The sequence below is a fragment of the Streptococcus sp. CL9.43 genome, assembly GCF_049737935.1.
Taxonomy (GTDB): domain Bacteria; phylum Bacillota; class Bacilli; order Lactobacillales; family Streptococcaceae; genus Streptococcus; species Streptococcus infantis_I.
The window spans coordinates 31,916-56,873 of sequence record NZ_JBKOTS010000005.1; the positions used below are offsets into that span (position 1 = coordinate 31,916).

Annotated in this window: 25 protein-coding genes and 2 pseudogenes; 24 read left to right on the top strand and 3 right to left on the bottom strand. The window is 41.5% G+C overall.

From position 1 onward, the window contains the following. Window positions 1-14 precede the first annotated feature (14 nt). Both ACLNCS_RS07790 and ACLNCS_RS07795 read left to right on the top strand, forming a co-directional pair. Window positions 15-110: pseudogene (locus tag ACLNCS_RS07790) on the top strand (DUF4190 domain-containing protein); the annotation flags it as partial. Window positions 111-208: 98 nt separating this feature from the next. Beyond that, on the top strand, window positions 209-478 hold the full coding sequence (locus ACLNCS_RS07795; RefSeq protein WP_424848129.1) for a hypothetical protein: 270 nt from the start codon (window positions 209-211) through the stop codon (window positions 476-478). 132 nt (window positions 479-610) lie between these two features. On the opposite strand, the pseudogene ACLNCS_RS07800 reads toward ACLNCS_RS07795, so the two are convergent. Beyond that, window positions 611-1,444, bottom strand: a pseudogene (locus tag ACLNCS_RS07800) (transposase); the annotation flags it as partial. A 220-nt stretch (window positions 1,445-1,664) separates the two neighbouring features. Beyond that, window positions 1,665-2,390 carry a pseudouridine synthase gene (locus tag ACLNCS_RS07805; protein WP_424848131.1) on the bottom strand — a complete coding sequence of 242 codons (726 nt, stop codon included), beginning with the start codon at window positions 2,388-2,390 and terminating at the stop codon, window positions 1,665-1,667. 161 nt (window positions 2,391-2,551) lie between these two features. Here ACLNCS_RS07805 and typA point away from each other — a divergent pair, with 161 nt between their 5' ends. Continuing rightward, window positions 2,552-4,393 (top strand): translational GTPase TypA, encoded by a 1,842-nt coding sequence (typA, locus tag ACLNCS_RS07810; protein WP_006148957.1) that lies wholly within the window; start codon window positions 2,552-2,554, stop codon window positions 4,391-4,393. A 19-nt stretch (window positions 4,394-4,412) separates the two neighbouring features. Beyond that, window positions 4,413-4,667 (top strand): DUF3165 family protein, encoded by a 255-nt coding sequence (locus ACLNCS_RS07815; RefSeq protein WP_004251425.1) that lies wholly within the window; start codon window positions 4,413-4,415, stop codon window positions 4,665-4,667. Between the two features lie 53 nt (window positions 4,668-4,720). Here ACLNCS_RS07815 and ACLNCS_RS07820 read toward each other — a convergent pair whose 3' ends face one another. Then, window positions 4,721-5,689, bottom strand: coding sequence for an aromatic acid exporter family protein (locus tag ACLNCS_RS07820; protein WP_225750072.1), 969 nt, complete (start codon window positions 5,687-5,689; stop codon window positions 4,721-4,723). A gap of 229 nt (window positions 5,690-5,918) precedes the next feature. Between ACLNCS_RS07820 and ACLNCS_RS07825 the strand changes: the two genes are divergently transcribed. From ACLNCS_RS07825 to ACLNCS_RS07920, 20 genes are all read left to right on the top strand, one after another. Then, entirely contained in the window at window positions 5,919-6,485 is a 567-nt protein-coding gene (locus ACLNCS_RS07825) for a mechanosensitive ion channel family protein (RefSeq protein WP_225750073.1), read from the top strand. Between the two features lie 51 nt (window positions 6,486-6,536). Next, window positions 6,537-7,442, top strand: coding sequence for a magnesium transporter CorA family protein (locus ACLNCS_RS07830; RefSeq protein WP_004251417.1), 906 nt, complete (start codon window positions 6,537-6,539; stop codon window positions 7,440-7,442). 16 nt (window positions 7,443-7,458) lie between these two features. Next, on the top strand, window positions 7,459-7,986 hold the full coding sequence (locus ACLNCS_RS07835) for a YqeG family HAD IIIA-type phosphatase (protein WP_075568011.1): 528 nt from the start codon (window positions 7,459-7,461) through the stop codon (window positions 7,984-7,986). A 2-nt stretch (window positions 7,987-7,988) separates the two neighbouring features. Next, window positions 7,989-9,095: a ribosome biogenesis GTPase YqeH gene (gene yqeH / locus ACLNCS_RS07840; RefSeq protein ID WP_424848135.1), complete on the top strand. Its 1,107-nt coding sequence runs from the start codon at window positions 7,989-7,991 to the stop codon at window positions 9,093-9,095. A 213-nt stretch (window positions 9,096-9,308) separates the two neighbouring features. Then, on the top strand, window positions 9,309-9,620 hold the full coding sequence (gene yhbY, locus ACLNCS_RS07845; protein WP_000060171.1) for a ribosome assembly RNA-binding protein YhbY: 312 nt from the start codon (window positions 9,309-9,311) through the stop codon (window positions 9,618-9,620). Between the two features lie 52 nt (window positions 9,621-9,672). Then, window positions 9,673-10,302 (top strand): nicotinate-nucleotide adenylyltransferase, encoded by a 630-nt coding sequence (locus ACLNCS_RS07850; protein WP_424848139.1) that lies wholly within the window; start codon window positions 9,673-9,675, stop codon window positions 10,300-10,302. Further along, the gene (gene yqeK / locus ACLNCS_RS07855) at window positions 10,302-10,895 is read left to right on the top strand and encodes a bis(5'-nucleosyl)-tetraphosphatase (symmetrical) YqeK (protein WP_424848141.1); all 594 of its coding nucleotides are present in this window, start codon (window positions 10,302-10,304) and stop codon (window positions 10,893-10,895) included. The genes ACLNCS_RS07850 and yqeK overlap by 1 nt, the downstream gene beginning before the upstream one ends. Then, window positions 10,896-11,249 carry a ribosome silencing factor gene (gene rsfS, locus ACLNCS_RS07860; protein ID WP_424848143.1) on the top strand — a complete coding sequence of 118 codons (354 nt, stop codon included), beginning with the start codon at window positions 10,896-10,898 and terminating at the stop codon, window positions 11,247-11,249. It begins immediately after the preceding gene. Window positions 11,250-11,456: 207 nt separating this feature from the next. Beyond that, the gene (locus ACLNCS_RS07865; RefSeq protein ID WP_424848145.1) at window positions 11,457-12,197 is read left to right on the top strand and encodes a class I SAM-dependent DNA methyltransferase; all 741 of its coding nucleotides are present in this window, start codon (window positions 11,457-11,459) and stop codon (window positions 12,195-12,197) included. 9 nt (window positions 12,198-12,206) lie between these two features. After that, window positions 12,207-13,304 (top strand): nucleotidyltransferase, encoded by a 1,098-nt coding sequence (locus ACLNCS_RS07870; protein ID WP_424848147.1) that lies wholly within the window; start codon window positions 12,207-12,209, stop codon window positions 13,302-13,304. Window positions 13,305-13,521: 217 nt separating this feature from the next. Beyond that, entirely contained in the window at window positions 13,522-15,135 is a 1,614-nt protein-coding gene (locus tag ACLNCS_RS07875; protein WP_424848149.1) for a ribonuclease Y, read from the top strand. A 136-nt stretch (window positions 15,136-15,271) separates the two neighbouring features. Further along, window positions 15,272-15,898 carry a guanylate kinase gene (gene gmk / locus ACLNCS_RS07880; RefSeq protein ID WP_000775049.1) on the top strand — a complete coding sequence of 209 codons (627 nt, stop codon included), beginning with the start codon at window positions 15,272-15,274 and terminating at the stop codon, window positions 15,896-15,898. Window positions 15,899-15,922: 24 nt separating this feature from the next. Next, the gene (gene rpoZ, locus ACLNCS_RS07885) at window positions 15,923-16,237 is read left to right on the top strand and encodes a DNA-directed RNA polymerase subunit omega (RefSeq protein WP_004251389.1); all 315 of its coding nucleotides are present in this window, start codon (window positions 15,923-15,925) and stop codon (window positions 16,235-16,237) included. A gap of 84 nt (window positions 16,238-16,321) precedes the next feature. Then, window positions 16,322-18,718, top strand: coding sequence for a primosomal protein N' (locus tag ACLNCS_RS07890; RefSeq protein WP_424848151.1), 2,397 nt, complete (start codon window positions 16,322-16,324; stop codon window positions 18,716-18,718). An 11-nt stretch (window positions 18,719-18,729) separates the two neighbouring features. Next, entirely contained in the window at window positions 18,730-19,665 is a 936-nt protein-coding gene (fmt, locus tag ACLNCS_RS07895) for a methionyl-tRNA formyltransferase (protein ID WP_074324814.1), read from the top strand. Next, on the top strand, window positions 19,658-20,971 hold the full coding sequence (gene rsmB / locus ACLNCS_RS07900) for a 16S rRNA (cytosine(967)-C(5))-methyltransferase RsmB (protein ID WP_424848154.1): 1,314 nt from the start codon (window positions 19,658-19,660) through the stop codon (window positions 20,969-20,971). Before fmt ends, rsmB begins: the two co-directional genes overlap by 8 nt. A 15-nt stretch (window positions 20,972-20,986) precedes the next feature. Then, a complete protein-coding gene (locus ACLNCS_RS07905; protein ID WP_036759242.1) occupies window positions 20,987-21,724 on the top strand; it encodes a Stp1/IreP family PP2C-type Ser/Thr phosphatase in 738 nt (245 codons plus the stop codon). Next, on the top strand, window positions 21,721-23,586 hold the full coding sequence (gene pknB / locus ACLNCS_RS07910) for a Stk1 family PASTA domain-containing Ser/Thr kinase (protein ID WP_424848156.1): 1,866 nt from the start codon (window positions 21,721-21,723) through the stop codon (window positions 23,584-23,586). Before ACLNCS_RS07905 ends, pknB begins: the two co-directional genes overlap by 4 nt. 86 nt (window positions 23,587-23,672) lie before the next feature. After that, window positions 23,673-24,431: a threonine/serine exporter family protein gene (locus tag ACLNCS_RS07915; protein WP_424848158.1), complete on the top strand. Its 759-nt coding sequence runs from the start codon at window positions 23,673-23,675 to the stop codon at window positions 24,429-24,431. Window position 24,432: 1 nt separating this feature from the next. Continuing rightward, window positions 24,433-24,882, top strand: coding sequence for a threonine/serine exporter family protein (locus tag ACLNCS_RS07920; RefSeq protein ID WP_074324818.1), 450 nt, complete (start codon window positions 24,433-24,435; stop codon window positions 24,880-24,882). Window positions 24,883-24,958 lie beyond the last annotated feature (76 nt).

Sequence of the window (24,958 nt, forward strand, 5' to 3'; positions counted from 1 at the left end):
AGAAGTTTTTCAATATGCAAGAAAAGAAAAAAACTGCACGTAATTTAGGTATCCTATCTATTGTGCTCGGTTTGCTATCTCCAATTGTACGTCTGATTTTGGGAATTTTGATTTACTTTGGCTATGGCTATCGTCATTCGGAAATAGAAGTGAAAGAAAAGTAGTGTAAAAAAGTTTTTTTTAAAACAGAAAGTAGAAGGAGAAAAGAATGAAGAGTGTTAATCTAACGAAAAAAAAGAAAGTTTGGCTGATTGCGCTTGCTTTACTTGCCCTGATCTTACTAGCCATTGTGATCAATATCCAGCTGAATCAACCCGAACATATGAGCGCTGACTATGTTGGCCTTTGGAAGTCAAGGTGGCATGAGGAAAATAAAGAATGGCTCTATCCTCTGAAGAATATCTGTCTTGTTATTTTGGCAGTTCTAGCTGGTTCGGGTCTCATGATTGCATTTTCCAAGAGTGGGAAATGGAAATAAGATTTATGAGAATGAGGCAATTCAGCCCGATGTTCTAACAGACCAGTCTTTAGAAGAGGCGGAGTCCTGGTTGAAGAAACAGTTAGGAGAATAGTTTATTGAAAGAGGCTGGGACAAAAGTCCTAGCCTCTCAGACCGAAGACAAACATTCCAAATGGTGTTTGTCTTTTTCTGTTTGTCAGGCTAAAATGCCATCTTTTGCTAGAATAATGGTCATTTGAACAAAATAAAAAGTTTTCCCCACCCTCATTTTTACTAGTTTTTTGAGATTCAAACACGCTAAAGTAAGCCCAACCTTATCTTCCATCTTGGACTTGCCTTTCTCTCTTGTATAACGGAGTTTGTGGTATTCTTTGGCGGTCCCAAAGAGCCTCTCAATGGTTTCTTTGCGCTTCTTATAGAGCTCCTTCATCCCTCTTTGATGTCGAATCTCTTCACAATATTCAAGCGCATCTTTCCATACATGCCTTGTGATGACTTTCTGCTGATTCTGGCTCTGGGTACAGACAGATAATAGAGGACAGGCGACACATACTGTTGGATCACTCTTATACTCACGGTATCCTGCTCTAGTCGTCGTGCGATAGGCTAATACTTGATTCTCTGGACAGAGGTAACAGTCATAGAAGGCATCTTAAACAAAATCACTGGGTCTTAAGTTCCCCCTTACTCCCTTGGGGCGGGTATAGGGGAAGACAGATGAAAAGGCTCAATCTTGGCAAAGAGGGTAGGGAAAGCCTGACTATCATGAACATTTCCTGCTTCAACCGTATAAGCCAAGGCCCAACCATGCTTATCACACGCTACTTGGGCAGAATAGGCAAATACTTCCTTGTGTTCCCCCTTGTGGAACCAACCACTCTCGGGCTCTGTCCTTGAGATTTTCTTTTCTTTAGCCTCGCTTCCTTTTGCGGGCTTTAAGGACTTTTTTTCGTGTTTTCTCCTATCTAAATCAATCTCAACTTCCTATTGGCGAAGAAAGTGATCTTCTGGGACCAATTCGTCTATCGTATAGAAGCCATATTGGCAGCGATGATAATCAGGTTTTTCTTTGTGAAACATAGGGAGTACCTCACAACTTTTCTTACCTCTATTATACGACTTTACACAAAGAAAAGCCCATAGAAACTTCTGTTCTGAGGACTTTGTCTTCGATCTGAGCTTTAAACATAAAGCTTTTTTTGTTTTATCGACTCATCTCTAAATAGATTTTAATAATTTGTAACTCTTTCTGGTTTAAAGGGCGGTAGTCACCTTCTGCCAGTTCTGCGTCTAATGTAAAATCCCCGAACTGAACTCGTTTGAGGGCAGTGACCTTGACACCAACTGAGAGGAACATTTTCTTGACCTGATGAAATTTCCCTTCAGAGATGGTGATGGTGGCTAGGCTGAGACTAGGGTTTGAAGATAGAATCTCAAGCTGAGCAGGTTTACAAATAGTTCCATCAAGAAAGACAATCCCGTTTTTGAACTGCTGGATGTGATCTGGTGTGAGCAAGCCGTTCACCTCAACTTGATAAGTTTTATCGACATGATATTGAGGGTGGAGAAGTTGAAAACCTAGAGGGCCATTGTTTGTTAAGAGGAGGAGCCCTGTCGTATCTCGATCTAGCCGACCGATAGCATAGAGTTGGTCTGATTGGAGGTGTTGAGGTAGTAAGTCCATAACCGTTGGGAGCTTCTTGTCCTTGCTTGCTGTCACGACACCATTTGGTTTGTGAAGCATGAGATAGATGTGCTCATATCCTTGGATTTTTCTGTCCTGAAAAATCAACTCTTGTAATCCCGTATCAACATTCTGTGAAAGGGAAGTAGCAGGGACTCCATCTACTAAGATTTCTTTTTTTAGGAGAGCCTGTTTCATAGCTTTTCGACTGATTTTTTCCTGGGCTAATAAATTATCTAAACGCATACCAGCCTATCTTATCACAAGTCGATATTTTTGAAAAGAAAAGAGAAGGAATGAATTTTCTTTTGAAAACATTTACACTTACTTGAGTTAAGTCATTTGCTGAAAATTGTGGTATAATCGTTCAGTTAGAAAATAAATTTTTGAATATAATAGAGGAAATCATGACAAAATTAAGAGAAGATATCCGTAATATCGCGATTATCGCCCACGTCGACCACGGTAAAACAACCCTCGTTGACGAATTGTTGAAACAATCTGAAACTCTTGACGCACGTACAGAATTAGCTGAGCGTGCAATGGACTCAAATGATATTGAAAAAGAGCGTGGAATCACGATTCTTGCGAAAAATACAGCCGTTGCCTATAACGGAACTCGTATCAATATCATGGACACACCAGGACACGCGGACTTCGGTGGAGAAGTTGAACGTATCATGAAAATGGTTGACGGTGTAGTCTTGGTAGTGGATTCCTACGAAGGTACTATGCCTCAAACTCGTTTCGTATTGAAAAAAGCATTGGAACAAGACCTTGTCCCAATCGTTGTTATCAATAAAATTGACAAACCATCAGCTCGTCCAGCAGAAGTAGTGGATGAAGTTTTAGAACTTTTCATCGAACTTGGTGCAGATGATGATCAGCTTGACTTCCCAGTAGTCTATGCTTCAGCAATCAACGGAACATCTTCATTGTCAGATGATCCAGCCGACCAAGAAAAGACTATGGCGCCAATCTTTGATACCATTATTGACCACATTCCAGCTCCAATCGATAACTCAGATGAGCCACTTCAATTCCAAGTGTCTCTTCTTGACTACAATGACTTCGTTGGTCGTATCGGTATCGGACGTGTCTTCCGTGGTACTGTTAAGGTCGGAGACCAAGTTACTCTTTCTAAACTTGATGGTACAACCAAGAACTTCCGTGTTACAAAACTCTTTGGTTTCTTTGGTTTGGAACGTCGTGAAATCCAAGAAGCTAAGGCTGGTGACTTGATTGCCGTATCAGGTATGGAAGACATCTTCGTTGGGGAAACAATCACTCCAACAGATGCAGTTGAAGCTCTTCCAGTTCTTCACATCGACGAACCTACTCTTCAAATGACCTTCTTGGTTAACAACTCACCATTTGCTGGTCGTGAAGGTAAATGGGTGACTTCTCGTAAGGTTGAAGAACGTTTGCAAGCAGAATTGCAAACAGACGTATCTCTTCGTGTAGATCCAACAGACTCACCAGATAAATGGACAGTTTCAGGACGTGGGGAATTGCACTTGTCAATCCTCATCGAGACTATGCGTCGTGAAGGTTATGAGCTTCAAGTATCTCGTCCAGAAGTTATCGTCAAAGAAATTGACGGTGTGAAGTGCGAGCCGTTTGAGCGCGTGCAAATCGACACACCAGAAGAATACCAAGGTTCTGTTATCCAAAGTCTTTCTGAACGTAAGGGTGAAATGTTGGATATGATTGCAACTGGAAACGGTCAAACTCGTTTGGTCTTCCTTGTTCCTGCGCGTGGTTTGATTGGATACTCAACTGAGTTCTTGTCAATGACTCGTGGTTACGGGATCATGAACCATACCTTCGACCAATACTTGCCATTGATTCCAGGCGAAATTGGTGGACGTCACCGTGGTGCCCTCGTTTCCATCGATGCTGGTAAAGCAACAACCTACTCAATCATGTCGATCGAAGAACGTGGTACTATCTTTGTTAACCCAGGTACTGAGGTTTACGAAGGAATGATCATCGGTGAAAACTCTCGTGAAAATGACTTGACTGTTAATATCACGAAAGCAAAACAAATGACTAACGTTCGTTCTGCTACTAAGGACCAAACAGCGGTTATCAAAACTCCTCGTATCTTGACACTTGAAGAATCACTTGAGTTCTTGAATGACGATGAGTACATGGAAGTAACGCCTGAATCGATTCGTTTGCGTAAGCAAATCCTCAACAAGGCAGAGCGTGAGAAAGCAAACAAAAAGAAAAAATCAGCTGAATAAGAGCTAGAAAGAGATAAAGATGGTCTATTTAATCATAGGGATACTCTTATTATTACTCTATGTATTTGCGACACCTCAAAGTATCAAGGGGACGGTCAATGTTGTAATATTAGTCTTTGGACTTGTTGCCCTCGTAATCTTGTTGCTCTTGTCTGCCCTACAGATTTTCCAACTTCCAGCAGAAATCTTTATTACATTGGGAATGCTGGCTCTTACTTACTTTAGTTTGAGAGACATCAGTCTCATGTCGATTCGAAAGAAGCGCGAAAATTAAATCTATTCATAACAAAAAACTTCTATCAGCAACTCAGTTGCCGATAGAAGTTTTTATTTGTTACTGTTTTTGTCAGAATAACGGTTGTAGAAATCTACTTTTATCTGGATAAAATGTTCTAATTCACGAAAGAGTTGTAGAAGCGTAGCCCGTGTCTCAAACTCTTCTCTAGTTTTAGGGAGAGATCGATTGCGAAACACCTCTAGGTAGCTTTCAATATCATTCAATAAGTCGTAGGCTGGATTTGTTTGACTCAATTGACTAGCTGTTTTTGAAAAGAGCTGAGCGACAATCAAACTCTCACTAGCGGCTAGTTGGCATGTGTTAATCTGTTGAGCCATATTTCTTAAGATACGCGTTTGTCTTTGTCGCATCTCAAAGTAGTGGATATGATAATCTGTCTGGTGAAAGAGATGGTCAGAATGATCGAGGTAAACTAACTTAAGAGCATCCTCAAGTAGTTGATCAAGTTCATTTACAAGTTGAGCCTGATTACGGCCATCTCCTCTTTTCAGATAGTAAGAAAGTCGTAGAAGAACATCTCTGAGTTTTTCTTCAACAAGAGTATGATAATGTTGAATTTCTTTTTCACGTGAAGGCATATAGAGATTGACCAGAAGCGCAAATCCAGTACCGATTAGGAAGAGTAAGAGCTCATTCAGTAAAAGTGCTGGTGCTGTTGATTGTTGGATTAAGAGATGGCTGACCAGAACGCTACTAGGAGTGATTCCAATTTCCCAACCGAGTTTATAGGCAAGGGGAACATAGATTGCTAAGTAGAGTCCAAAGCTCCAGATATGATAACCAGTTAGTTTGAAAGCTATAACACCGATCATTAACGCCAGCAAGGTTGAAAAAAGACGATTGCGGGCTAGCTTGATCGTGCTTCTTCGAGTATCAGAAAGACTCAAGATAGCAATGATACCAGCTGATACAGCGGATGACAAATCAAAAAAGTAGGCTAGTAAACAAGCAAAACAGGTTGCCAAGACTAGTTTAAGAGTGCGTTGTGTGATAGACATAGAATACTTCCTTGAGATAAATACTTTAAAGTTTTAGTAGTAGGTGAGGTAGAAAGGTCTATTCTAAGAGAGTTATTGAGAAAGTAATTTGTTCTCCATGTAGTGGTTTGATTATAGTATAAATATGTTTTGAAATCAAGTGAATCTAATAATAGTTTAGGAAGAATGAATATTTACCAAACTGGTTCAGATATCGTTTTATGGTATAATGTTAGGAAAGGAGCTTACTATGCCAACATTTATTCAAAATTATATCGATAAGTTAAATATCAACAGTATTCTAGAAGAGTTGTTTTCAAAATCAGTCTCTCTAGTCCTTCTTTTTATTGTCTTTTATATCGTTAAAATAATTCTCCATCAAGTTGTGAAAAGAGTCGTTAAACCATCCTTAAAATTTTCCCAGAAAGATGAGGCGCGCCAAAAGACAATTTCTAGATTGATAGAAAATATTTTGAACTACACCCTCTATTTCTTTTTACTCTACTTTGTTTTATCTACTCTAGGCTTACCTGTATCAAGTCTACTGGCAGGTGCTGGGATTGCTGGGGTGGCAATAGGGATGGGTGCTCAAGGCTTCTTGTCAGACGTGGTCAATGGCTTTTTCATCCTCTTTGAGCGCCAGTTAGATGTTGGAGATCAAGTTGAGTTTACGAATGGTCCGATTACAATCTCTGGTAAGGTTGTGAGTGTCGGTATTCGTACGACTCAACTGCGCAGTGAGGATGGAGTCCTTCACTTTGTTCCCAATAGAAGTATCACGGTTGTCAGCAATTTTTCAAGGAAAGAAGAGAACTGAAATTTTACCTCTTTTATGGTACAATAGAAAGAGTTTGGTAAAGGAGAAACGATGTTTTTAGATGAGCAATTAGGAAATGGTTGTGTTTGGATCAATCTAGATGTAGAAAAAATTAAAAATCTTGAAGATTTATCTGAAATCTACGGATTGGATAAGGAAACCATCGAATATGCGCTGGATAAAAATGAACGTGCCCATATGGATTACAACCGTGAGAATGGGACTGTGACCTTTATCTACAATGTTCTGGACTTAGAAAAGGACAAGGATTACTATGAAGCGATTCCCATGACCTTTATCGTTGAAAACAAACGAATGATTACCATCAGCAACCATAAGAATGCTTATGTCATTGATCAGATGTTAGCTTATCTGGATAGCCATGAGTTGCTTTCTATTTACAAATTTCTTTTTGCTAGTCTAGAAATCATTAGTAACGCCTATTATCCAATCATTGAAAAGATGGATAAGAGTAAAGATGAAGTCAACAGCTTACTTCGTCAGAGAACAACAAAGAAAAATCTCTTCGCCCTCTCTGACTTGGAGACTGGTATGGTTTACTTAACAGCAGCGGCAAAACAAAATCGACTCCTCTTAGAACATATCCAGGGCCATGCTCTTTATCGGAGATTTAATGAAGTCGAACGAGAGCAGTTTGATGATGCAATGATTGAAGCCCATCAGTTGGTGTCTATGACAGACTTGATTTCTCAAGTCTTGCAACAACTCTCATCTTCTTACAACAACATCCTAAACAATAACCTGAATGATAGTTTGACAGTTTTGACTATTATCTCCGTCTTACTAGCAGTACTTGCGGTTATTACAGGTTTCTTCGGAATGAATGTTCCTCTACCATTTACAGAAGAGCCAAATGCTTGGATTTATATCTTAATGGCTAGCTTGATTTTATGGGCAGCCTTATCTCAATGGCTGAAGAAAATTACTAGAAAATAAAAGAAAAGGAGCCAAAATGGCTATTGAAAACTACATGCCAGACTTTGCTGTAGAAGCAGTTTATGATTTGACAGTCCAAAGCCTGAAAAACCAAGGGATCAAAGCTGTTTTGGTGGATTTGGACAACACTCTGATTGCTTGGAATAACCCTGATGGGACTTCAGAGATGAAGCAATGGTTACATGACCTTCGTGATGCTGGTATTCGCATTATCGTAGTGTCCAACAACTCTAAAAAACGAGTTCAACGTGCGGTTGAAAAATTTGGGATTGACTATGTTTATTGGGCTTTGAAGCCCTTTACTTTCGGGATTGACCGCGCCATGAAGGAATTCCACTATGATAAAAACGAAGTGGTCATGGTTGGGGATCAGCTCATGACGGATATTCGAGCGGCTCACCGTGCTGGGATTCGTTCGATTTTGGTCAAACCCTTAGTTCAGCATGACTCTATCAAAACGAAGATTAACCGCGCTCGTGAGCGCCGTGTCATGAAACAAATCACTGAAAAGTACGGGCCTATCACATATAAAAAAGGAATCTAACTATGGAAGAAATTCTCTGTATTGGTTGTGGAGCAACCATTCAGACGACAGATAAGACTGGTCTAGGGTTTACGCCTCAGTCAGCACTCGAAAAAGGTTTGGAGACTGGTGAAGTTTATTGCCAACGCTGTTTCCGTCTTCGTCATTACAATGAAATCACAGATGTGCAGTTGACGGATGATGATTTCCTAAAACTCTTGCACGAGGTGGGAGACAGTGATGCCTTAGTAGTGAACGTCATCGATATCTTTGACTTTAATGGCTCTGTTATCCCAGGATTGCCTCGTTTTGTATCAGGTAATGATGTGCTCTTGGTTGGAAATAAAAAAGACATCCTCCCTAAGTCAGTTAAACCAGGCAAGATTAGTCAATGGCTTATGGAACGTGCCCATGAGGAGGGTCTTCGTCCAGTCGATGTCGTCCTGACTTCAGCCCAAAACAAGCATGCTATCAAGGAAGTCATTGAAAAAATCGAGCATTACCGTAAAGGACGCGATGTCTATGTAGTTGGGGTGACTAATGTCGGTAAATCAACTCTTATCAATGCTATTATCCAGGAAATTACGGGTGACCAGAACGTCATCACAACATCACGTTTCCCAGGGACAACCTTAGATAAGATTGAGATCCCACTTGATGATGGTTCTTATATCTATGATACGCCGGGAATTATCCATCGTCATCAGATGGCCCACTACTTGACGGCTAAAAACCTTAAGTATGTCAGTCCTAAAAAGGAAATCAAACCTAAAACCTACCAGCTCAATCCTGAGCAAACTCTCTTTTTAGGAGGTTTGGGACGATTTGATTTCATTGCAGGAGAAAAGCAAGGTTTCACAGCCTTCTTTGATAATGAACTCAAACTTCATCGTACCAAGCTTGAAGGCGCTAGTGCCTTTTACGACAAGCATCTTGGAACCCTCCTTACGCCACCGAATAGCAAGGAAAAAGAAGACTTTCCAAAACTGGTCCAACATGTCTTTACTATCAAGGATAAAACAGACCTCGTTATCTCAGGACTAGGCTGGATCCGTATAACAGGAACTGCGAAAGTAGCCGTCTGGGCACCAGAAGGCGTCGCAGTCGTCACACGAAAAGCAATTATTTAAACACAGAAAGGAAAGAGTTATCTTTATAAAGGCGAGCACTGCGAGCCCCTAGAAGATACTTTTCGCCGTGGTGTTAGTTGGTACAAGTGATTGTACCAAATGCGGAAAATTTGAGACCTTAGGCTCAAATTTTAGTCATGAAAGTCCAGAGGACTTTGCTGACGTCTGTCACCACTTCAGAAAAGTATAAAAAGAAACTCTTTTAAATGAATTATGTCACTAACATCAAAACAACGTGCCTTCCTCAACAGCCAGGCACACACACTCAAACCTATCATCCAAATCGGGAAGAATGGCCTCAATGACCAAATCAAAACTAGCGTTCGTCAGGCACTTGATGCTCGTGAATTGATCAAGGTTACTCTCTTGCAAAACACAGATGAAAACATCCACGAAGTAGCTGAAATCTTAGAAGAAGAGATCGGTGTGGATACAGTACAAAAGATTGGCCGTATCTTGATTTTGTATAAGCAATCAAGCAAGAAAGAAAATCGTAAGATTTCTAAAAAAGTTAAAGAAATCTAAACACAATACTCCCAAAAACTGTATTTTACAGAAGACTAAAGGAGATTAGCCTATGGCAATCGAATTATTAACTCCCTTTACAAAAGTGGAGTTAGAGCCAGAAATCAAGGATAAAAAACGCAAGCAAGTTGGAATCTTAGGGGGAAATTTTAACCCTGTTCACAATGCTCATCTTATCGTGGCAGACCAAGTGCGCCAGCAGTTGGGATTGGATCAAGTTCTGCTCATGGCTGAGTATCAACCGCCTCACGTAGACAAAAAGGAAACCATTTCTGAACACCACCGCCTCAAGATGCTTGAATTGGCTATCGATGGAATCGAAGGTTTAGCTATTGAGACCATCGAGCTGGAGCGTAAAGGTATTTCCTACACCTACGACACCATGAAGCTTCTAACAGAGAAGAATCCAGATACAGATTACTATTTCATTATCGGTGCAGATATGGTAGACTATCTGCCTAAATGGTACCGAATTGATGAGTTGGTGGAACTAGTTCAGTTTGTAGGGGTTCAACGTCCACGTTACAAGGCAGGGACTTCTTATCCAGTCATCTGGGTGGATGTGCCTCTCATGGATATTTCTTCCAGCATGGTGCGTGATTTCATTGCTCAAGGTCGCACACCTAACTTTCTCTTGCCAAAACCAGTGCTAGACTATATTGAGAAAGAAGGGCTTTACTGATGGCATACCAAGACTATATCAACTGTTCGCGTGAAGAATTGTTGGAAAAAATGGCAGAGCTCCTACCTGAAAAACGTCTAACTCATTGTCTGGGTGTAGAGCGTGCAGCCATAGAATTGGCTCAGCGTTTTGGTGTGGATGTTGAGAAAGCTGGTTTGGCAGGTCTCCTTCATGACTATGCTAAAAAGCTATCAGATCAAGAGTTTTTAGACTTGATTGATCGATATCAACTTGACTCTGATCTTAAAAAATGGGGTAATAATGTCTGGCATGGTATGGTCGGCATTTACAAGATTCAGGAAGATTTGAACATGCAAGACTCTGAAATTCTGCGTGCAATAGAAATTCATACAGTCGGAGCGAGTCAGATGACAGACCTTGACAAGGTTATCTATGTCGCAGACTACATCGAGCACAATCGTGCCTTTCCAGGGGTGGACCAGGCGCGTGAGATTGCAAGTTTGTCACTCAATAAGGCAGTAGCTTATGAAACAGCTCGCACTGTGGAGCATTTGGCTCGCCAAGGATTGCCTATTTATCCCCAAACCCTTGAAACCTATAACGCTTATGTGCACTATTTGAAAGAGGACTAAATGAACGAAAAAGAATTATTAGAACTAGTCGTGAAAGCGGCTGATGAGAAACGTGCAGAGGATATTCTCGCACTTGATGTACAAGAACTGACCAGTGTGACAGATTACTTTGTCATCACGAGCTCCATGAATAGCCGTCAATTGGACGCTATCGCTGAAAATATCCGTGAAAAAGTTGCTGAAGCAGGCTTTAAAGGTAGCCATGTTGAAGGAGATGCAGCTGGTGGTTGGGTCCTACTTGACCTTGGTGGTGTCGTAGTGCATATCTTCTCAGAAGAAATGCGTGCCCACTATAACCTAGAAAAACTATGGCATGAGGCAAGTGCTGTCGATCTTTCAACAGCCCTAGCTTAAGCAGGTAAACTCAGTTGGCAGCAACTGAGTTTTGTTGATTAAATTGAAATTCTATGGAAAGAAAGGATAGGGCCTTGTGTTTAGTTGGTCTCTTAATTGAACACGAGCTAAAAGCTACGAGAAAAAGATAAACTTCCTTTGTATCTGACGATACAGCAGAAAGTTTCCTATTTTCTCCTTGCTTTTAACGCTCTTTGTATCTTAATTATGGCTACTTATGAAACTTTTGCGGCTGTTTACGATGCAGTCATGGATGATAGTTTATACGATAAATGGACGGATTTTTCCCTCCGTCATTTGCCAAAGACTAAGGAGAGAAAGAAACTCTTGGAATTGGCTTGTGGGACAGGCATCCAGTCAGTGCGCTTTTCTCAGGCTGGTTTTGAAGTGACTGGACTGGACTTGAGCGCGGACATGTTGAAGATTGCTGAGAAGAGAGCTACTTCAGCCAAGCAAAAGATTGGTTTTATGGAAGGCAATATGCTGGATTTATCCAAGGCTGGTAAATACGACTTTGTGACCTGCTATTCTGATTCTATCTGCTACATGCAGGATGAGGTGGAAGTAGGGGATGTCTTTAAAGAAGTCTATAATGCCCTTAATGAAGATGGGCTCTTCATCTTTGATGTGCATTCGACCTACCAGACAGATGAGGTTTTTCCAGGCTATTCTTACCATGAAAATGCAGAAGACTTTGCCATGCTTTGGGATACCTACGAGGATGCAGCGCCACATTCTATCGTGCATGAGTTGACCTTTTTTATCAAGGAAGCGGATGGTTCCTTTAGTCGTCACGACGAAGTTCATGAGGAGCGGACTTATGAGGTCTTGACCTATGATATTCTGCTAGAACAAGCTGGTTTCAAATCCTTCAAGCTTTATGCTGACTTTGAGGATAAGGAGCCTACAGAAACCAGCACCCGTTGGTTTTTTGTCGCGCAGAAGTAGGAGAATATCATGACCATTACAGGTATTATCGCAGAGTTCAATCCTTTTCATAATGGCCACAAATACCTGCTAGAACAGGCGGATGGGCTGAAAATTGTTGCCATGTCTGGGAATTTCATGCAGCGTGGAGAGCCTGCTATCGTGGACAAGTGGACAAGGGCTCAAATGGCACTGGAGAATGGAGCAGACTTGGTAGTGGAATTGCCCTTTTTAGTCAGTGTTCAGGCGGCGGACTTTTTTGGTCAAGGTGCAGTTGCTATCTTGGCTCGTTTGGGGATGGATACCCTAGCCTTTGGGACAGAAGAAGTTCTGGATTACCAGCAAATTGCTAACCTATATACAGAGCGTGGTCAAGAGATGGAACTTTTCATGGAAAACTTACCTAATTCTCTATCTTACCCACAGAAAACCCAAGCCATGTGGAAGGAATTTGCAGACCTTGATTTTTCAGGTGATACGCCCAATCATGTCCTTGCTCTTGCCTATGCCAAGGCGGTAGCAGGGCGAAAGATCAAACTTCATCCAATTCAACGTCAGGGAGCGGGATACCATTCTGTGGACAAGGATGTGGACTTTGCCTCGGCGACAGCTCTTCGTCAGCATCAAAATGATCAAAATTTTTTAGAACGCTTTATGCCTTCGATTGCTCTTTTTGAAAATGCTAGCAAGGTAAACTGGGAAGATTATTATCCTTTGCTTCGCTACCAAATCTTATCAAATCCTGACCTAACTACTATTTATCAGGTTAATCAAGAAATGGCAGTGCGTATCAAGGATGCCATAAAGACAGCTAAGTCTGTTGACGAATTGGTCGAGATAGTTGCCACTAAACGGTACACAAAAGCACGAGTTAGACGACTCTTGACTTATATCTTGGTACAAGCCAGAGAAAATGCCTTGTCAGAAGGCATTCACGTCCTTGGTTTCACCGAAAAAGGCAGGCAACATCTCAAGCCTCTGAAAGAGCAGGTCCATCTAGTCAGTCGAATCGGCAAAGAGCCCTGGGATGCCATGACTCAAAAGGCAGACCAGATTTACCAACTAGGACACCCAAGTATCGCAGAACAAAATTTTGGCAGAGTGCCAATCAGAATCGAAACAAACTAAGCCTACTGAAAGGTAGGCTTTTTACTTATTTTTTTGTAAAAAATTCTATAAAAAATTGGGTTCGTTAAAGAAGCCTATTTTACTAGGGAAAATAACAATTTCAACTCAAAAAATGACCAAAATATCTTCCATTTAAGGTTTGTTAAAAATAGTTTTTTGTGGTAGAATGTATATGAATGCATGTCATTCGGATAAACAAATAAATTGAGGTAAAAACATGGAAATTATGACAATTGTTATAGTTGTTTTTGCCGTCATCATTGGTTTAGTCATTGGATATGTCAGCATCTCAGTCAAGATGAAATCATCACAAGAGGCTGCAGAGTTGATGCTTTTAAATGCTGAACAAGAAGCAACTAATTTACGAGGACAAGCTGAGCGCGAAGCAGATTTATTACTTAATGAAGCTAAAAGCGAAAGCAAATCCCTTAAAAAAGAAGCACTATTGGAGGCTAAAGAAGAAGCCAGAAAATACCGCGAAGAAGTGGACGCTGAATTTAAGTCGGAGCGTCAAGAACTCAAGCAAATCGAAAGTCGTTTGACGGAGAGAGCTACGAGCCTTGACCGTAAAGACGATAATTTGACGAACAAAGAAAAAACACTTGAACAAAAAGAACAAAGTATTTCTGATAGAGCAAAAAACCTTGATGCACGTGAAGAGCAACTAGAGGAAATTGAAAAGCAAAAGCAAGCAGAACTAGAGCGTGTCGGAAGTCTGACACAGTCAGAGGCAAAAGATATTATCTTAGCCCAGACAGAAGAAAACTTGACCAAGGAAATTGCTAGCCGCATTCGTGAGGCGGAGCAAGAAGTCAAGGAACGTTCAGATAAGCTTGCTAAGGATATCTTGTCCCAAGCCATGCAGAGAATTGCTGGTGAGTATGTAGCTGAGTCTACAAACTCAACCGTTCATCTGCCTGATGATACTATGAAAGGTCGTATCATTGGTCGTGAAGGGCGAAATATCCGTACCTTTGAAAGTTTGACAGGGGTTGATGTCATCATTGATGATACGCCAGAAGTGGTAACCTTGTCAGGTTTCGATCCTATCCGACGTGAGATTGCCCGTATGACGATGGAAACCTTACTTAAGGATGGACGAATTCACCCAGCTCGTATCGAAGAGTTGGTTGAGAAAAACCGTCAAGAAATTGATAACAGAATTCGTGAATATGGTGAAGCTGCAGCCTATGAAATCGGTGCACCAAATCTTCACCCAGACTTGATGAAGATCATGGGTCGCTTACAGTTCCGTACTTCATACGGACAAAATGTCTTGCGTCACTCAATCGAAGTGGCTAAGTTAGCTGGTATCATGGCTAGCGAACTTGGTGAAAATGCAGCTCTTGCCCGTCGTGCAGGGTTCCTTCACGATATTGGTAAAGCCATTGACCGAGAAGTAGAAGGCAGCCACGTTGAGATTGGTACGGAGTTGGCTCGCAAGTACAAGGAACACCCAGTTGTGATCAATACCATTGCTAGTCACCACGGAGATGTAGAACCTGAGAGTGTGATTGCAGTTATTGTTGCTGCAGCGGATGCCTTAAGTGCAGCCCGTCCAGGAGCTCGTAGTGAGTCACTTGAAAGCTACATCAAACGTCTCCATGATTTAGAGGAAATCGCTAATAGTTTTGAAGGAGTTCAAAATAGCTTTGCCCTTCAAGCAGGTCGTGAAATCCGAATCATGGTGAACCCAGGTCAAATCAAGGACGACAAGGTCACAATCTTAGCTCACAAAGTTCGTGAGAAAATCGAAAGCAACCTCGATTACCCAGGAAATATCAAGGTAACCGTGATTCGTGAACTTCGTGCAGTTGATTATGCAAAATAAATAAGAAAGAGCAGTTGAAAAATTACTGCTTTTTTGTTACACTAGATAGAAAGATTGTAGTAAGCAGAAATGCCTTCACAAAGAGAATTCTGAAAGAATTTTCAAGGCATTTCACAAACTATCCAAAGGAGACATCATGGCAGACCGTGGCTTACTAATCGTTTTTTCAGGTCCTTCAGGAGTTGGAAAGGGAACGGTTAGACGAGAAATTTTTGAGAGTTCTGAAAACCAATTCCAATATTCTGTATCTATGACAACGCGGGCGCAACGTCCAGGTGAAGTAGACGGAGTTGACTATTTCTTCCGCACGCGTGAAGAATTTGAAGAATTGATCCGTCAAGGACAGATGTTAGAGTATGCAGAGTATGTAGGCAACTACTACGGAACTCCTCTGACCTATGTCAATGAAACCCTTGATAAGGGGATTGACGTCTTCCTTGAAATTGAAGTGCAGGGAGCTCTTCAGGTCAAGAAAAAAGTTCCAGATGCAGTCTTTATCTTTTTGACTCCACCAGATTTGGAAGAATTGCAAGATCGTCTCGTAGGCCGTGGTACCGATAGCGCAGAAGTGATTGCCCAACGTATCGAAAAAGCCAAAGAAGAAATTGCTTTGATGCGTGAATATGACTATGCTATTGTCAATGATCATGTTCCTCTTGCCGCAGAACGTGTCAAACGTGTGATTGAAGCAGAACATTTCCGCGTCGATCGTGTCATCGGTCACTACCAGGATATGCTACCAAAGTCTCCAACTATTCGATAAACTATAGAAAACAGGTACAAACAAATGATGCTTAAACCCTCTATTGATACCTTGCTTGACAAGGTACCATCAAAATATTCACTCGTAATCTTGGAAGCAAAACGTGCTCACGAATTAGAAGCTGGAGCAACTCCAACACAAGAATTCAAATCTGAAAAATCTACACTTCGTGCCTTGGAAGAAATTGAATCAGGGAATGTAACCATCCACCCAGATCCAGAAGGGAAACGAGAGGCTGTTCGTCGACGTATCGAAGAAGAAAGACGATTGAGAGAAGAAGAAGAAAAGAAAATCAAAGAGCAAATTGCGAAAGAAAAAGAAGAAGGTGAAAAAATTTAAGGTTGGGGGGACTCAATCTTATTTTTTCTATTGCAAGAATACTCAATCAATTGAAACGATTTAAGTAAAGAAGGAGGTGAGGATATGGCTATTGCAAAAATCATTGTGGATGTTCCCTTGATGCAGACGGACCAACCATACAGTTATAAGGTCCCTGAGGAATTTGTAGACATGCTGGAAATTGGTATGCGGGTTCATGTGCCTTTTGGGAAGGCCAATCGCTTGATTCAGGGAATTGTTCTTGGAATGGAACAAGAATCTGATGTAGATGTGGCAGATGAGGACTTGAAAGAAATTGCTGAGGTGCTGGACTTTTCTCCTGTCTTAACGGAGGAACAACTCTGGCTGGCCGAAGAACTACGTAAGTCAGTTTTTTCATACAAGATTTCTATTCTAAAAGCTATGCTTCCAGGATTTTTGAATTCTAGCTATGATAAAATCCTCTATCCTCTGGAAGGCTTGAGTCAGGAGGACAGAGACCGTTTGTTTGGATCACAAGAGTCCTTAGCATTTTCATCTCTAGACTTAGAAAAGCAGGCCGAGATGATGCGATTGACTCGCAAAGGACTTTTGAAGTTAGAGTATCAGGCTATAGATCAGAAGAAGGTCAAAACACAGTCTTGGATTCAAGTGAATCTTGACAAATTAGAAAAGCTAGAAATCTCAAACCGTGCCAAGAAGAAATTGGAACTGCGAGATTATTTATTAGCACATCCAGAAAGTACTCCTTTGGCTACTTTGTTAGAACATTACTCTCGGGAACAAGTTAACTTCTTTGTGGAACAGGGTGCTTTGACGATTCTTCAAAAGGAAGTTCAACGTTCAGCTGCCTACTTTGAAGGAATCGAGTCAAATCAAGCCTTAGAGTTAAACCCAGAGCAAAAACAAGCCTGTGAGGCGGTTGTTGGAGCGATTGGAAAGCAACATCCTCCCTTTCTTCTACAAGGAATCACTGGAAGTGGGAAAACCGAGGTTTACCTGCAGATTATCCAAGGTGCCTTGGATATGGGGAAAACAGCGATTGTTCTAGTTCCGGAAATCTCTCTGACACCTCAAATGACCGAGCGATTTATTGCTCGGTTTGGTGAGCAAGTTGCCATCCTCCACTCTGGCTTATCCAACGGTGAAAAGTATGATGAGTGGCGCAAGGTGGAGCGTGGAGATGCTCAGGTAGTTGTTGGGGCTAGGTCTGCTATTTTTGCACCTTTGAAAAATCTAGGTGTTATCATTATCGATGAAGAGCATGAGGCTAGCTACAAGCAAGATAGTAATCCGCGTTATCATGCTAGAGATGTGGCTCTTTTACGTGCCCAGTACAATCAAGCTGCCCTAGTCCTTGGTTCTGCAACACCGAGTCTAGAAAGCCGTGCGCGTGCTGGTAAGGGTGTTTATCAACATCTACGTCTGACACAACGGGCCAATCCTTTAGCAAGTATTCCTGAAGTTCAACTGATTGACTTCCGTGATTACATCGGGCAGAATGAAACATCAAACTTTACACCACCACTGATTGAGGCAATTCAAGATCGACTGGATAAAAAAGAGCAGGTTGTTCTCATGCTCAATCGCCGTGGTTATTCAAGTTTTGTCATGTGTCGGGAATGTGGGACAGTTGATACCTGTCCAAACTGCGATATTTCCTTGACGCTGCATATGGATACTAAGACTATGAACTGCCATTATTGTGGTTTTTCTAAGGAAATCCCCCATGTCTGTCCAAACTGTCAGAGTCGTAGCATTCGTTATTATGGAACGGGGACCCAGAAGGCTTATGATGAGCTGGCTGAACTCTTTCCAGAGACACGCATTCTACGCATGGATGTGGATACAACTCGTAAAAAGGGAAGTCACCAAGCTTTACTTGAACAATTTGGCAATGGTGAGGCGGACATATTGCTAGGAACCCAGATGATTGCCAAGGGCTTGGATTTTCCAAATGTGACCTTGGTTGGTGTTCTCAATGCGGATACGGCTTTGAACCTGCCTGATTTTCGTTCTTCTGAGAGAACCTTCCAACTCTTGACCCAGGTGGCAGGTCGCGCCGGTCGTGCTGAAAAGGCAGGTCAGGTCTTGATTCAATCTTATAATCCTCAGCATTATGCCATTCGATTCGCCAAGGATCAGGATTACGAAGGTTTTTATGCCTATGAAATGGGCATCAGACGTCAGTTGAGTTATCCACCTTATTATTTCACTATTGGAATCACCTTATCTCATAAAAAAGAAGAAGAGGTTCTTAGACGTGCTTATCAAGTCATGGATATTTTGCGGTCAGGTTTATCGGATGCTTGTGTAATTCTAGGTCCGACGCCAAAACCTATCGCTCGTACTCATAACCTCTATCATTACCAAATTTTGATTAAATACCGTTTAGAAGATGAGTTGGCTTCTACCCTTAATCAGGTCTTAGCCCTGACTCAAGAACGTGAAAATAGCGAACTTCGTCTCAGTATTGACCACGAACCGCAACAATTTTTATAGAAGGAGAAAAGATGACAAAACTAATCTTTATGGGAACTCCCAATTTTTCAGCAACTGTTTTAAAGGGACTTTTGTCAGATGACCGCTACGAGATTGTAGCGGTTGTAACTCAGCCAGATCGTGCGGTTGGACGTAAAAAAGTTATCCAGGAAACCCCAGTGAAACAAGCTACCAAAGAGGCAGGTCTACCTATCTACCAACCTGAAAAATTATCAGGTAGTCCAGAAATGGAAGCTATCATGAATTTGGGTGCTGACGGGATTGTAACGGCAGCTTTTGGGCAATTTCTCCCAAGTAAACTCCTTGATAGCATGGATTTTGCGGTCAACGTTCACGCTTCCCTTCTTCCAAAGCACCGTGGTGGAGCTCCTATCCATTATGCCTTGATTCAAGGTGATGAAGAAGCAGGAGTAACCATTATGGAAATGGTCAAGGAAATGGATGCAGGGGACATGATTTCCCGTCGCAGTATTCCCATTACTGATGAGGACAATGTTGGAACATTGTTTGAAAAATTGGCCATTGTTGGGCGTGATTTGCTTTTGGATACTCTTCCTGCTTATATAGCTGGTGAAATTCAGCCTCAACCGCAAGACCCAAGCCAAGTAACTTTCTCACCAAATATCAAACCTGAGGAGGAAAAACTGGACTGGAACAAGACCAACCGTCAACTCTTTAATCAAATCCGTGGAATGAATCCATGGCCAGTTGCCCACACCTTCTTCAAGGGAGATCGTTTCAAAATCTATGAAGCTCTGCCTGTAGAAGGTCAGGGGAATCCGGGTGAGATTATTTCCATCAGTAAGAAAGAATTGATCGTCGCAACAGCAGAAGGAGCTCTGTCTCTTAAACAAGTTCAACCAGCAGGAAAACCTAAAATGGACATTGCTTCCTTCCTTAATGGTGTGGGACGAACGTTGACAGTAGGAGAACGATTTGGTGATTAAAGTAGAAACAGGTAGAAGTTTAGCTTTAGAGGTATTGGAGGACGTTCTTGTCAATCAAGCCTACTCCAATATCGCCTTGAATAAACACCTCAAGGGAAGTCAACTGTCAGCAACTGACAAAGGTTTGGTGACAGAGCTTGTATACGGGACTGTAGCTCGTAAACTAACTTTAGAATGGTATTTGTCTCACTTTATTGAGGATAGAGACAAGCTAGACAGCTGGCTCTATGTTTTGCTTCTCATGAGCGTCTATCAACTCCAATACTTGGATAAGCTTCCTGATCATGCAGTGGTCAATGAAGCGGTAGAAATTGCAAAACTTCGTAAAAAGGGTAGCGAAAAATTGGTCAATGCAGTCCTTCGCCGTATCTTGCGAGAAGGTTTGCCAGATATTGCCAGTATCAAGCGTAAGAACAAGCGTGATTCTATCGCCTACTCTTTGCCAGTGTGGTTAGTTTCTAGGCTCAAGGAAGAGTATGGAGAAGAGCGAGCGCAAGCGATTTTTGAGAGTCTTTTGCAACGCAATAAAGCTAGTATCCGGGTGACTGATTTGAGTCGAAAAGAGGAAATTAAAGCTTTGCTTGATGCAAGTGATTCTGCCTTATCAGCTTCTGGTCTGGTCAAGGAGCAGGGGCACTTTGCAGGCCATGACTTATTTTCGGAAGGACTTATTACTATCCAGGACGAGTCTAGTCAACTGGTTGCACCAACTCTTCATTTACAAGGAGAGGAGCAGGTTTTGGATGCTTGTGCAGCTCCAGGTGGGAAAACAGCCCATATGGCCTCTTATCTAACGACAGGTCAGGTAACGGCATTGGATCTCTACGACCATAAACTTAATTTGATTCAAGAGAATGCCCAGCGACTAGGAGTAGCAGACCGTGTTCAAACACAAAAATTGGATGCCCGAAAGGTCCACGAGTTTTTTGGTAAGGATCAATTTGATAAGATTCTTGTTGATGCCCCTTGCTCAGGGATTGGTCTATTGCGTCGGAAACCAGATATCAAATACAACAAAGACACTGCTGATTTCGCGTCATTACAGGAAATTCAGTTGGAAATATTAGGTAGTGTTTGTCAAACGCTACGTAAAGGTGGTATAATAACTTATAGTACCTGCACTATTGTCTCTGAGGAGAACTTTCAAGTGGTTCAAGCATTTTTAGAAAGTCATCCAGAGTTCGAGCAGGTTAAACTAGAACACGAATGCAAGGATATCCTAAAAGATGGCTGCATCCTCATTACTCCAGAATTGTACGGAAGTGATGGATTCTTTATTAGCCAATTTCGTAAGATATCCAATTAGGAAGGAACTGACACAATGGAGATTTCATTATTAACAGATGTGGGTCAGAAGCGAACAAATAATCAAGACTATGTCAATCTTTTTGTCAACCGTGCCGGTCGTACGATGATTATCTTGGCTGACGGGATGGGAGGACACCGAGCAGGTAATATTGCCAGTGAGATGGCGGTTACGGACTTAGGTGTTGCCTGGGTAGATACTCAGATTGATACCGTGAATGAAGTTCGTGAATGGTTTGCAGAACACCTAGAAATTGAAAATCAAAAGATTTATCAATTGGGGCGTGATGAAGCATATAAAGGAATGGGTACAACTCTAGAAGCCCTTGCAATCATTGATAACCAAGCCATCTATGCTCATATTGGTGATTCTCGTATCGGCTTGGTTCGTGGAGAAGAGTACCACCAATTAACGAGTGATCATTCATTAGTCAATGAGTTGCTCAAGGCAGGTCAATTAACACCTGAAGAAGCTGAAGCGCATCCGCAAAAAAATATCATCACCCAGTCTATTGGACAAAAAGATGAGATTCAACCTGATTTAGGGATTGTAAGCTTGGAACCTGGTGACTATATCGTTATGAACAGTGATGGTCTAACGAATATGATTTCAGGAAGTGAAATCTATGACATCGTGACAAGTGATATTTCACTTGAAGACAAGGCGGCAACCTTAGTACGTTTTGCAAACAATGCCGGAGGGCTTGATAACATTACTGTTGCCTTGATTGCGATTGAGGAGGAATCAAAATGATCCAGATCGGCAAGATATTTGCCGGACGATATCGGATTATCAAACAAATTGGCCGAGGAGGGATGGCAGATGTCTACCTGGCCAAAGATTTGATTCTGGATGGGGAAGAGGTAGCGGTGAAGGTCCTGAGGACCAACTACCAAACGGATCCAATCGCAGTTGCACGTTTTCAGCGTGAAGCACGTGCAATGGCAGACCTAGATCATCCTCATATCGTTCGAATTACGGATATCGGTGAAGAAGACGGTCAACAATATCTAGCTATGGAATATGTAGCTGGGCTTGACCTCAAACGTTATATCAAAGAACACTACCCTCTATCAAACGAGGAAGCTGTTCGTATCATGGGTCAAATTCTCTTGGCTATGCGTTTGGCGCATGCAAAGGGGATTATTCACCGTGATTTAAAACCTCAAAATATACTCTTGACTCCTGATGGAACCGCAAAAGTTACTGACTTTGGGATTGCAGTGGCCTTTGCAGAAACCAGTTTGACACAGACCAACTCCATGTTGGGTTCTGTTCACTATCTATCGCCTGAGCAGGCACGTGGTTCTAAGGCGACCATACAGAGTGATATTTATGCAATGGGAATTATCTTTTTCGAAATGTTGACAGGCCATATTCCTTATGATGGAGATAGTGCTGTTACCATTGCACTTCAGCATTTCCAAAAACCGCTTCCTTCGGTCATTGCAGAAAACCCATCAGTACCACAATCCTTGGAAAACGTAGTTATAAAAGCGACAGCTAAAAAGTTGACAGACCGTTATCAAACTGTCTCAGAGATGTATGTTGACTTATTGAGTAGTCTTTCTTATAACCGTCGAAATGAACCAAAGCTGGTATTTGAAGATACAAGTAAAGTTGACACAAAAACCTTACCGAAAATTTCACAATCTACTTTAACAGCGATTCCTAAAGTGCAACCAAAGGAAGAAAGTCCTCAGAGCCAAAAGCCGACTCAAAAGGCAACTAGTAAAGGAACTGTTGCAAAACCAGTCAAGAAACGTCGTTTCAAAGCAAGGTATTTTGTGCTTTTAGCTAGCTTTATACTTGTTTTGGCTTCCCTTTTCTGGATTGTATCGAAAACACCAGCTACTGTTGAGGTTCCAAAAGTTGCAGGTCAAACTGTAGCTGAAGCTAAGGAAAACCTGAAAAAAGCGAATTTTGAGATTGGTGAGGAGAAGACCGAAGCTAGTGATACGGTAGAAGAAGGTCGAGTTATCCGAACAGATCCAGATGCTGGTTCGTCTCGTAAAGAAGGAATAAAAGTTAATCTTATTATCTCTTCAGGTCAACAATCCTTCAAGCTTGGAAATTATGTTGGTCGTAAATCAACAGATGTTATAGCAGAATTGAAAGGTAAAAAGGTTCCTGAAAATCTCATCAAGGTTGTTGAAGAAGAATCAAGTGAAACAGAGGCAGGTCTCGTTATGAAACAAAGCTTGCCAGAGGGAACTACATATGATCTTAGTAAGGCAACAGAAATAGTCTTGACTGTAGCTAAAAAGGTAACCAGTGTTTTAATGCCAAGTTATTTTGGTTCTAGTCTTGAATTTACCAAGAATAACTTGATTCAGATAGTCGGCGTTAAAGAAGCCAATATAGAAGTAGTAGAGGTTTCTACAGCTCCAGAAGGAACTGCTGAGGATACAGTTGTTAGTCAAAGTCCAAAACCAGGTGAAAGTGTAGATTTAAATACAACTCGTATCAAGATTTCTATCTATAAACCGAAAACAACTACAACAACAAATCCTACAACAAGCAATCCTAGTCGTGCAGAAACATCTCCACAAATTAGAGAACCACAGACTAATCAAAACACTACAACGTCAGATTTACATCGTGGGGACAACTAATCAATCTTTGTCACAGTTTTTGTGACAAAGATTTTTTTTCCTTAAAATTTATGATAAAATAAAAGGAGTTTAAAAAGGAGGGGAACATGGACGAATCAAAAAAACTGAATGCAGTCATTGATGTCATTATGTTAGCAGGTACAATTCTGCTTCGCAATGGTTCTGAAATCTATCGTGTCGAAGACACCATGATTCGAATTGCTCATTCACAAGGCATCATGGATTGTAATGTTTTGGCCATGCCGGCAGCTATTTTTTTCTCCATTGAAAATACAAATATCTCTCGAATGAAACGAGTAACCTCCTCTGCCTATAATATTGAGAAGGTGTGTGATGTCAACCAGATTTCACGGCAACTTGTATCGGGACAGCTTGATTTGGAGACAGCCTTTATCCAACTAAAGGAATTGAATGCCAAGGCATCTCCCTACACCAATGTTCAGCTAACTGCTGCAGCGACCCTTAGTGCTCCCTTCTTCTCTATCATGTTCGGGGGTAATGTCTACGATGCCATTGGTGCAGGAGTAGCAACCATATTTGCTTTCACCTTTTCTCTTTACGTAGAAAAATTTATTCGTATTCCCTTTATGACAGCTTTTGCAGGTGCTCTTGTTTTTGGTTTGATTGCACAATTTTGGGCTCGCTATTCTGGCTTTCCTTCGACAGCCGATTTGGTCATTGCAGGTGCGGTTATGCCTTTTGTACCTGGAATTGCCTTGACCAATGCTGTTCGAGATATTATGACCAATCACATTAACTCTGGTATGAGCAAGATGTTTGAATCCTTGCTAATTACCCTTGCCTTAGGGGCTGGAACATCAGTCGCCCTCGTACTCATGAACTAATATGACACTATCAACATTTTTATTGCAAGCTCTGGCAAGTTTGCTTGCCATTATCACCTTTTTAATCGTTTTAAATGTCCAGCGTTCTATGCTCATCCCTGGTGGTGTTTTGGGAATGTCTATCTGGCTACTCTATCTGCTACTCAAAGAACCAACCAATGTTATTTTGGCAACCTTTATTGCTGCGGTGATTGGTTCTTGTGTCAGCCAGATTATGAGTATTCTCTACAAGACTCCAGCTGTTGTTTTTGCTCTGGCCATATTGGCACCACTAGTACCAGGTTATCTGTCCTATCGAACGACATCCTTCTTCGTTACAGGTGACTACGGTCATGCTATTTCAAGTGCCATGCTAGTTATGATGTTAGCTCTCGTTATTTCTATAGGAATGGCAAGTGGAACAGTTGTGTTGAAATTGTATTATTATCTCAAAAAGAATCGAGCTAGCTGAGACTCGATTTTTTCGTGGCTATTCGTTTTTAAAGATTTTGGATAGAAAAATGAGATAAGGTTATTAAAAAACTTGA

What these genes read in the sequence shown, in the direction of transcription:
- ACLNCS_RS07795 (WP_424848129.1), top strand. Translation starts at nt 209, where the DNA reads ATGAAGAGTGTTAATCTAACGAAAAAAAAGAAAGTTTGGCTGATTGCG.
- ACLNCS_RS07805 (WP_424848131.1), bottom strand. Translation starts at nt 2,390, where the DNA reads ATGCGTTTAGATAATTTATTAGCCCAGGAAAAAATCAGTCGAAAAGCT.
- typA (WP_006148957.1), top strand. Translation starts at nt 2,552, where the DNA reads ATGACAAAATTAAGAGAAGATATCCGTAATATCGCGATTATCGCCCAC.
- ACLNCS_RS07815 (WP_004251425.1), top strand. Translation starts at nt 4,413, where the DNA reads ATGGTCTATTTAATCATAGGGATACTCTTATTATTACTCTATGTATTT.
- ACLNCS_RS07820 (WP_225750072.1), bottom strand. Translation starts at nt 5,689, where the DNA reads ATGTCTATCACACAACGCACTCTTAAACTAGTCTTGGCAACCTGTTTT.
- ACLNCS_RS07825 (WP_225750073.1), top strand. Translation starts at nt 5,919, where the DNA reads ATGCCAACATTTATTCAAAATTATATCGATAAGTTAAATATCAACAGT.
- ACLNCS_RS07830 (WP_004251417.1), top strand. Translation starts at nt 6,537, where the DNA reads ATGTTTTTAGATGAGCAATTAGGAAATGGTTGTGTTTGGATCAATCTA.
- ACLNCS_RS07835 (WP_075568011.1), top strand. Translation starts at nt 7,459, where the DNA reads ATGGCTATTGAAAACTACATGCCAGACTTTGCTGTAGAAGCAGTTTAT.
- yqeH (WP_424848135.1), top strand. Translation starts at nt 7,989, where the DNA reads ATGGAAGAAATTCTCTGTATTGGTTGTGGAGCAACCATTCAGACGACA.
- yhbY (WP_000060171.1), top strand. Translation starts at nt 9,309, where the DNA reads ATGTCACTAACATCAAAACAACGTGCCTTCCTCAACAGCCAGGCACAC.
- ACLNCS_RS07850 (WP_424848139.1), top strand. Translation starts at nt 9,673, where the DNA reads ATGGCAATCGAATTATTAACTCCCTTTACAAAAGTGGAGTTAGAGCCA.
- yqeK (WP_424848141.1), top strand. Translation starts at nt 10,302, where the DNA reads ATGGCATACCAAGACTATATCAACTGTTCGCGTGAAGAATTGTTGGAA.
- rsfS (WP_424848143.1), top strand. Translation starts at nt 10,896, where the DNA reads ATGAACGAAAAAGAATTATTAGAACTAGTCGTGAAAGCGGCTGATGAG.
- ACLNCS_RS07865 (WP_424848145.1), top strand. Translation starts at nt 11,457, where the DNA reads ATGGCTACTTATGAAACTTTTGCGGCTGTTTACGATGCAGTCATGGAT.
- ACLNCS_RS07870 (WP_424848147.1), top strand. Translation starts at nt 12,207, where the DNA reads ATGACCATTACAGGTATTATCGCAGAGTTCAATCCTTTTCATAATGGC.
- ACLNCS_RS07875 (WP_424848149.1), top strand. Translation starts at nt 13,522, where the DNA reads ATGGAAATTATGACAATTGTTATAGTTGTTTTTGCCGTCATCATTGGT.
- gmk (WP_000775049.1), top strand. Translation starts at nt 15,272, where the DNA reads ATGGCAGACCGTGGCTTACTAATCGTTTTTTCAGGTCCTTCAGGAGTT.
- rpoZ (WP_004251389.1), top strand. Translation starts at nt 15,923, where the DNA reads ATGATGCTTAAACCCTCTATTGATACCTTGCTTGACAAGGTACCATCA.
- ACLNCS_RS07890 (WP_424848151.1), top strand. Translation starts at nt 16,322, where the DNA reads ATGGCTATTGCAAAAATCATTGTGGATGTTCCCTTGATGCAGACGGAC.
- fmt (WP_074324814.1), top strand. Translation starts at nt 18,730, where the DNA reads ATGACAAAACTAATCTTTATGGGAACTCCCAATTTTTCAGCAACTGTT.
- ACLNCS_RS07905 (WP_036759242.1), top strand. Translation starts at nt 20,987, where the DNA reads ATGGAGATTTCATTATTAACAGATGTGGGTCAGAAGCGAACAAATAAT.
- pknB (WP_424848156.1), top strand. Translation starts at nt 21,721, where the DNA reads ATGATCCAGATCGGCAAGATATTTGCCGGACGATATCGGATTATCAAA.
- ACLNCS_RS07915 (WP_424848158.1), top strand. Translation starts at nt 23,673, where the DNA reads ATGGACGAATCAAAAAAACTGAATGCAGTCATTGATGTCATTATGTTA.
- ACLNCS_RS07920 (WP_074324818.1), top strand. Translation starts at nt 24,433, where the DNA reads ATGACACTATCAACATTTTTATTGCAAGCTCTGGCAAGTTTGCTTGCC.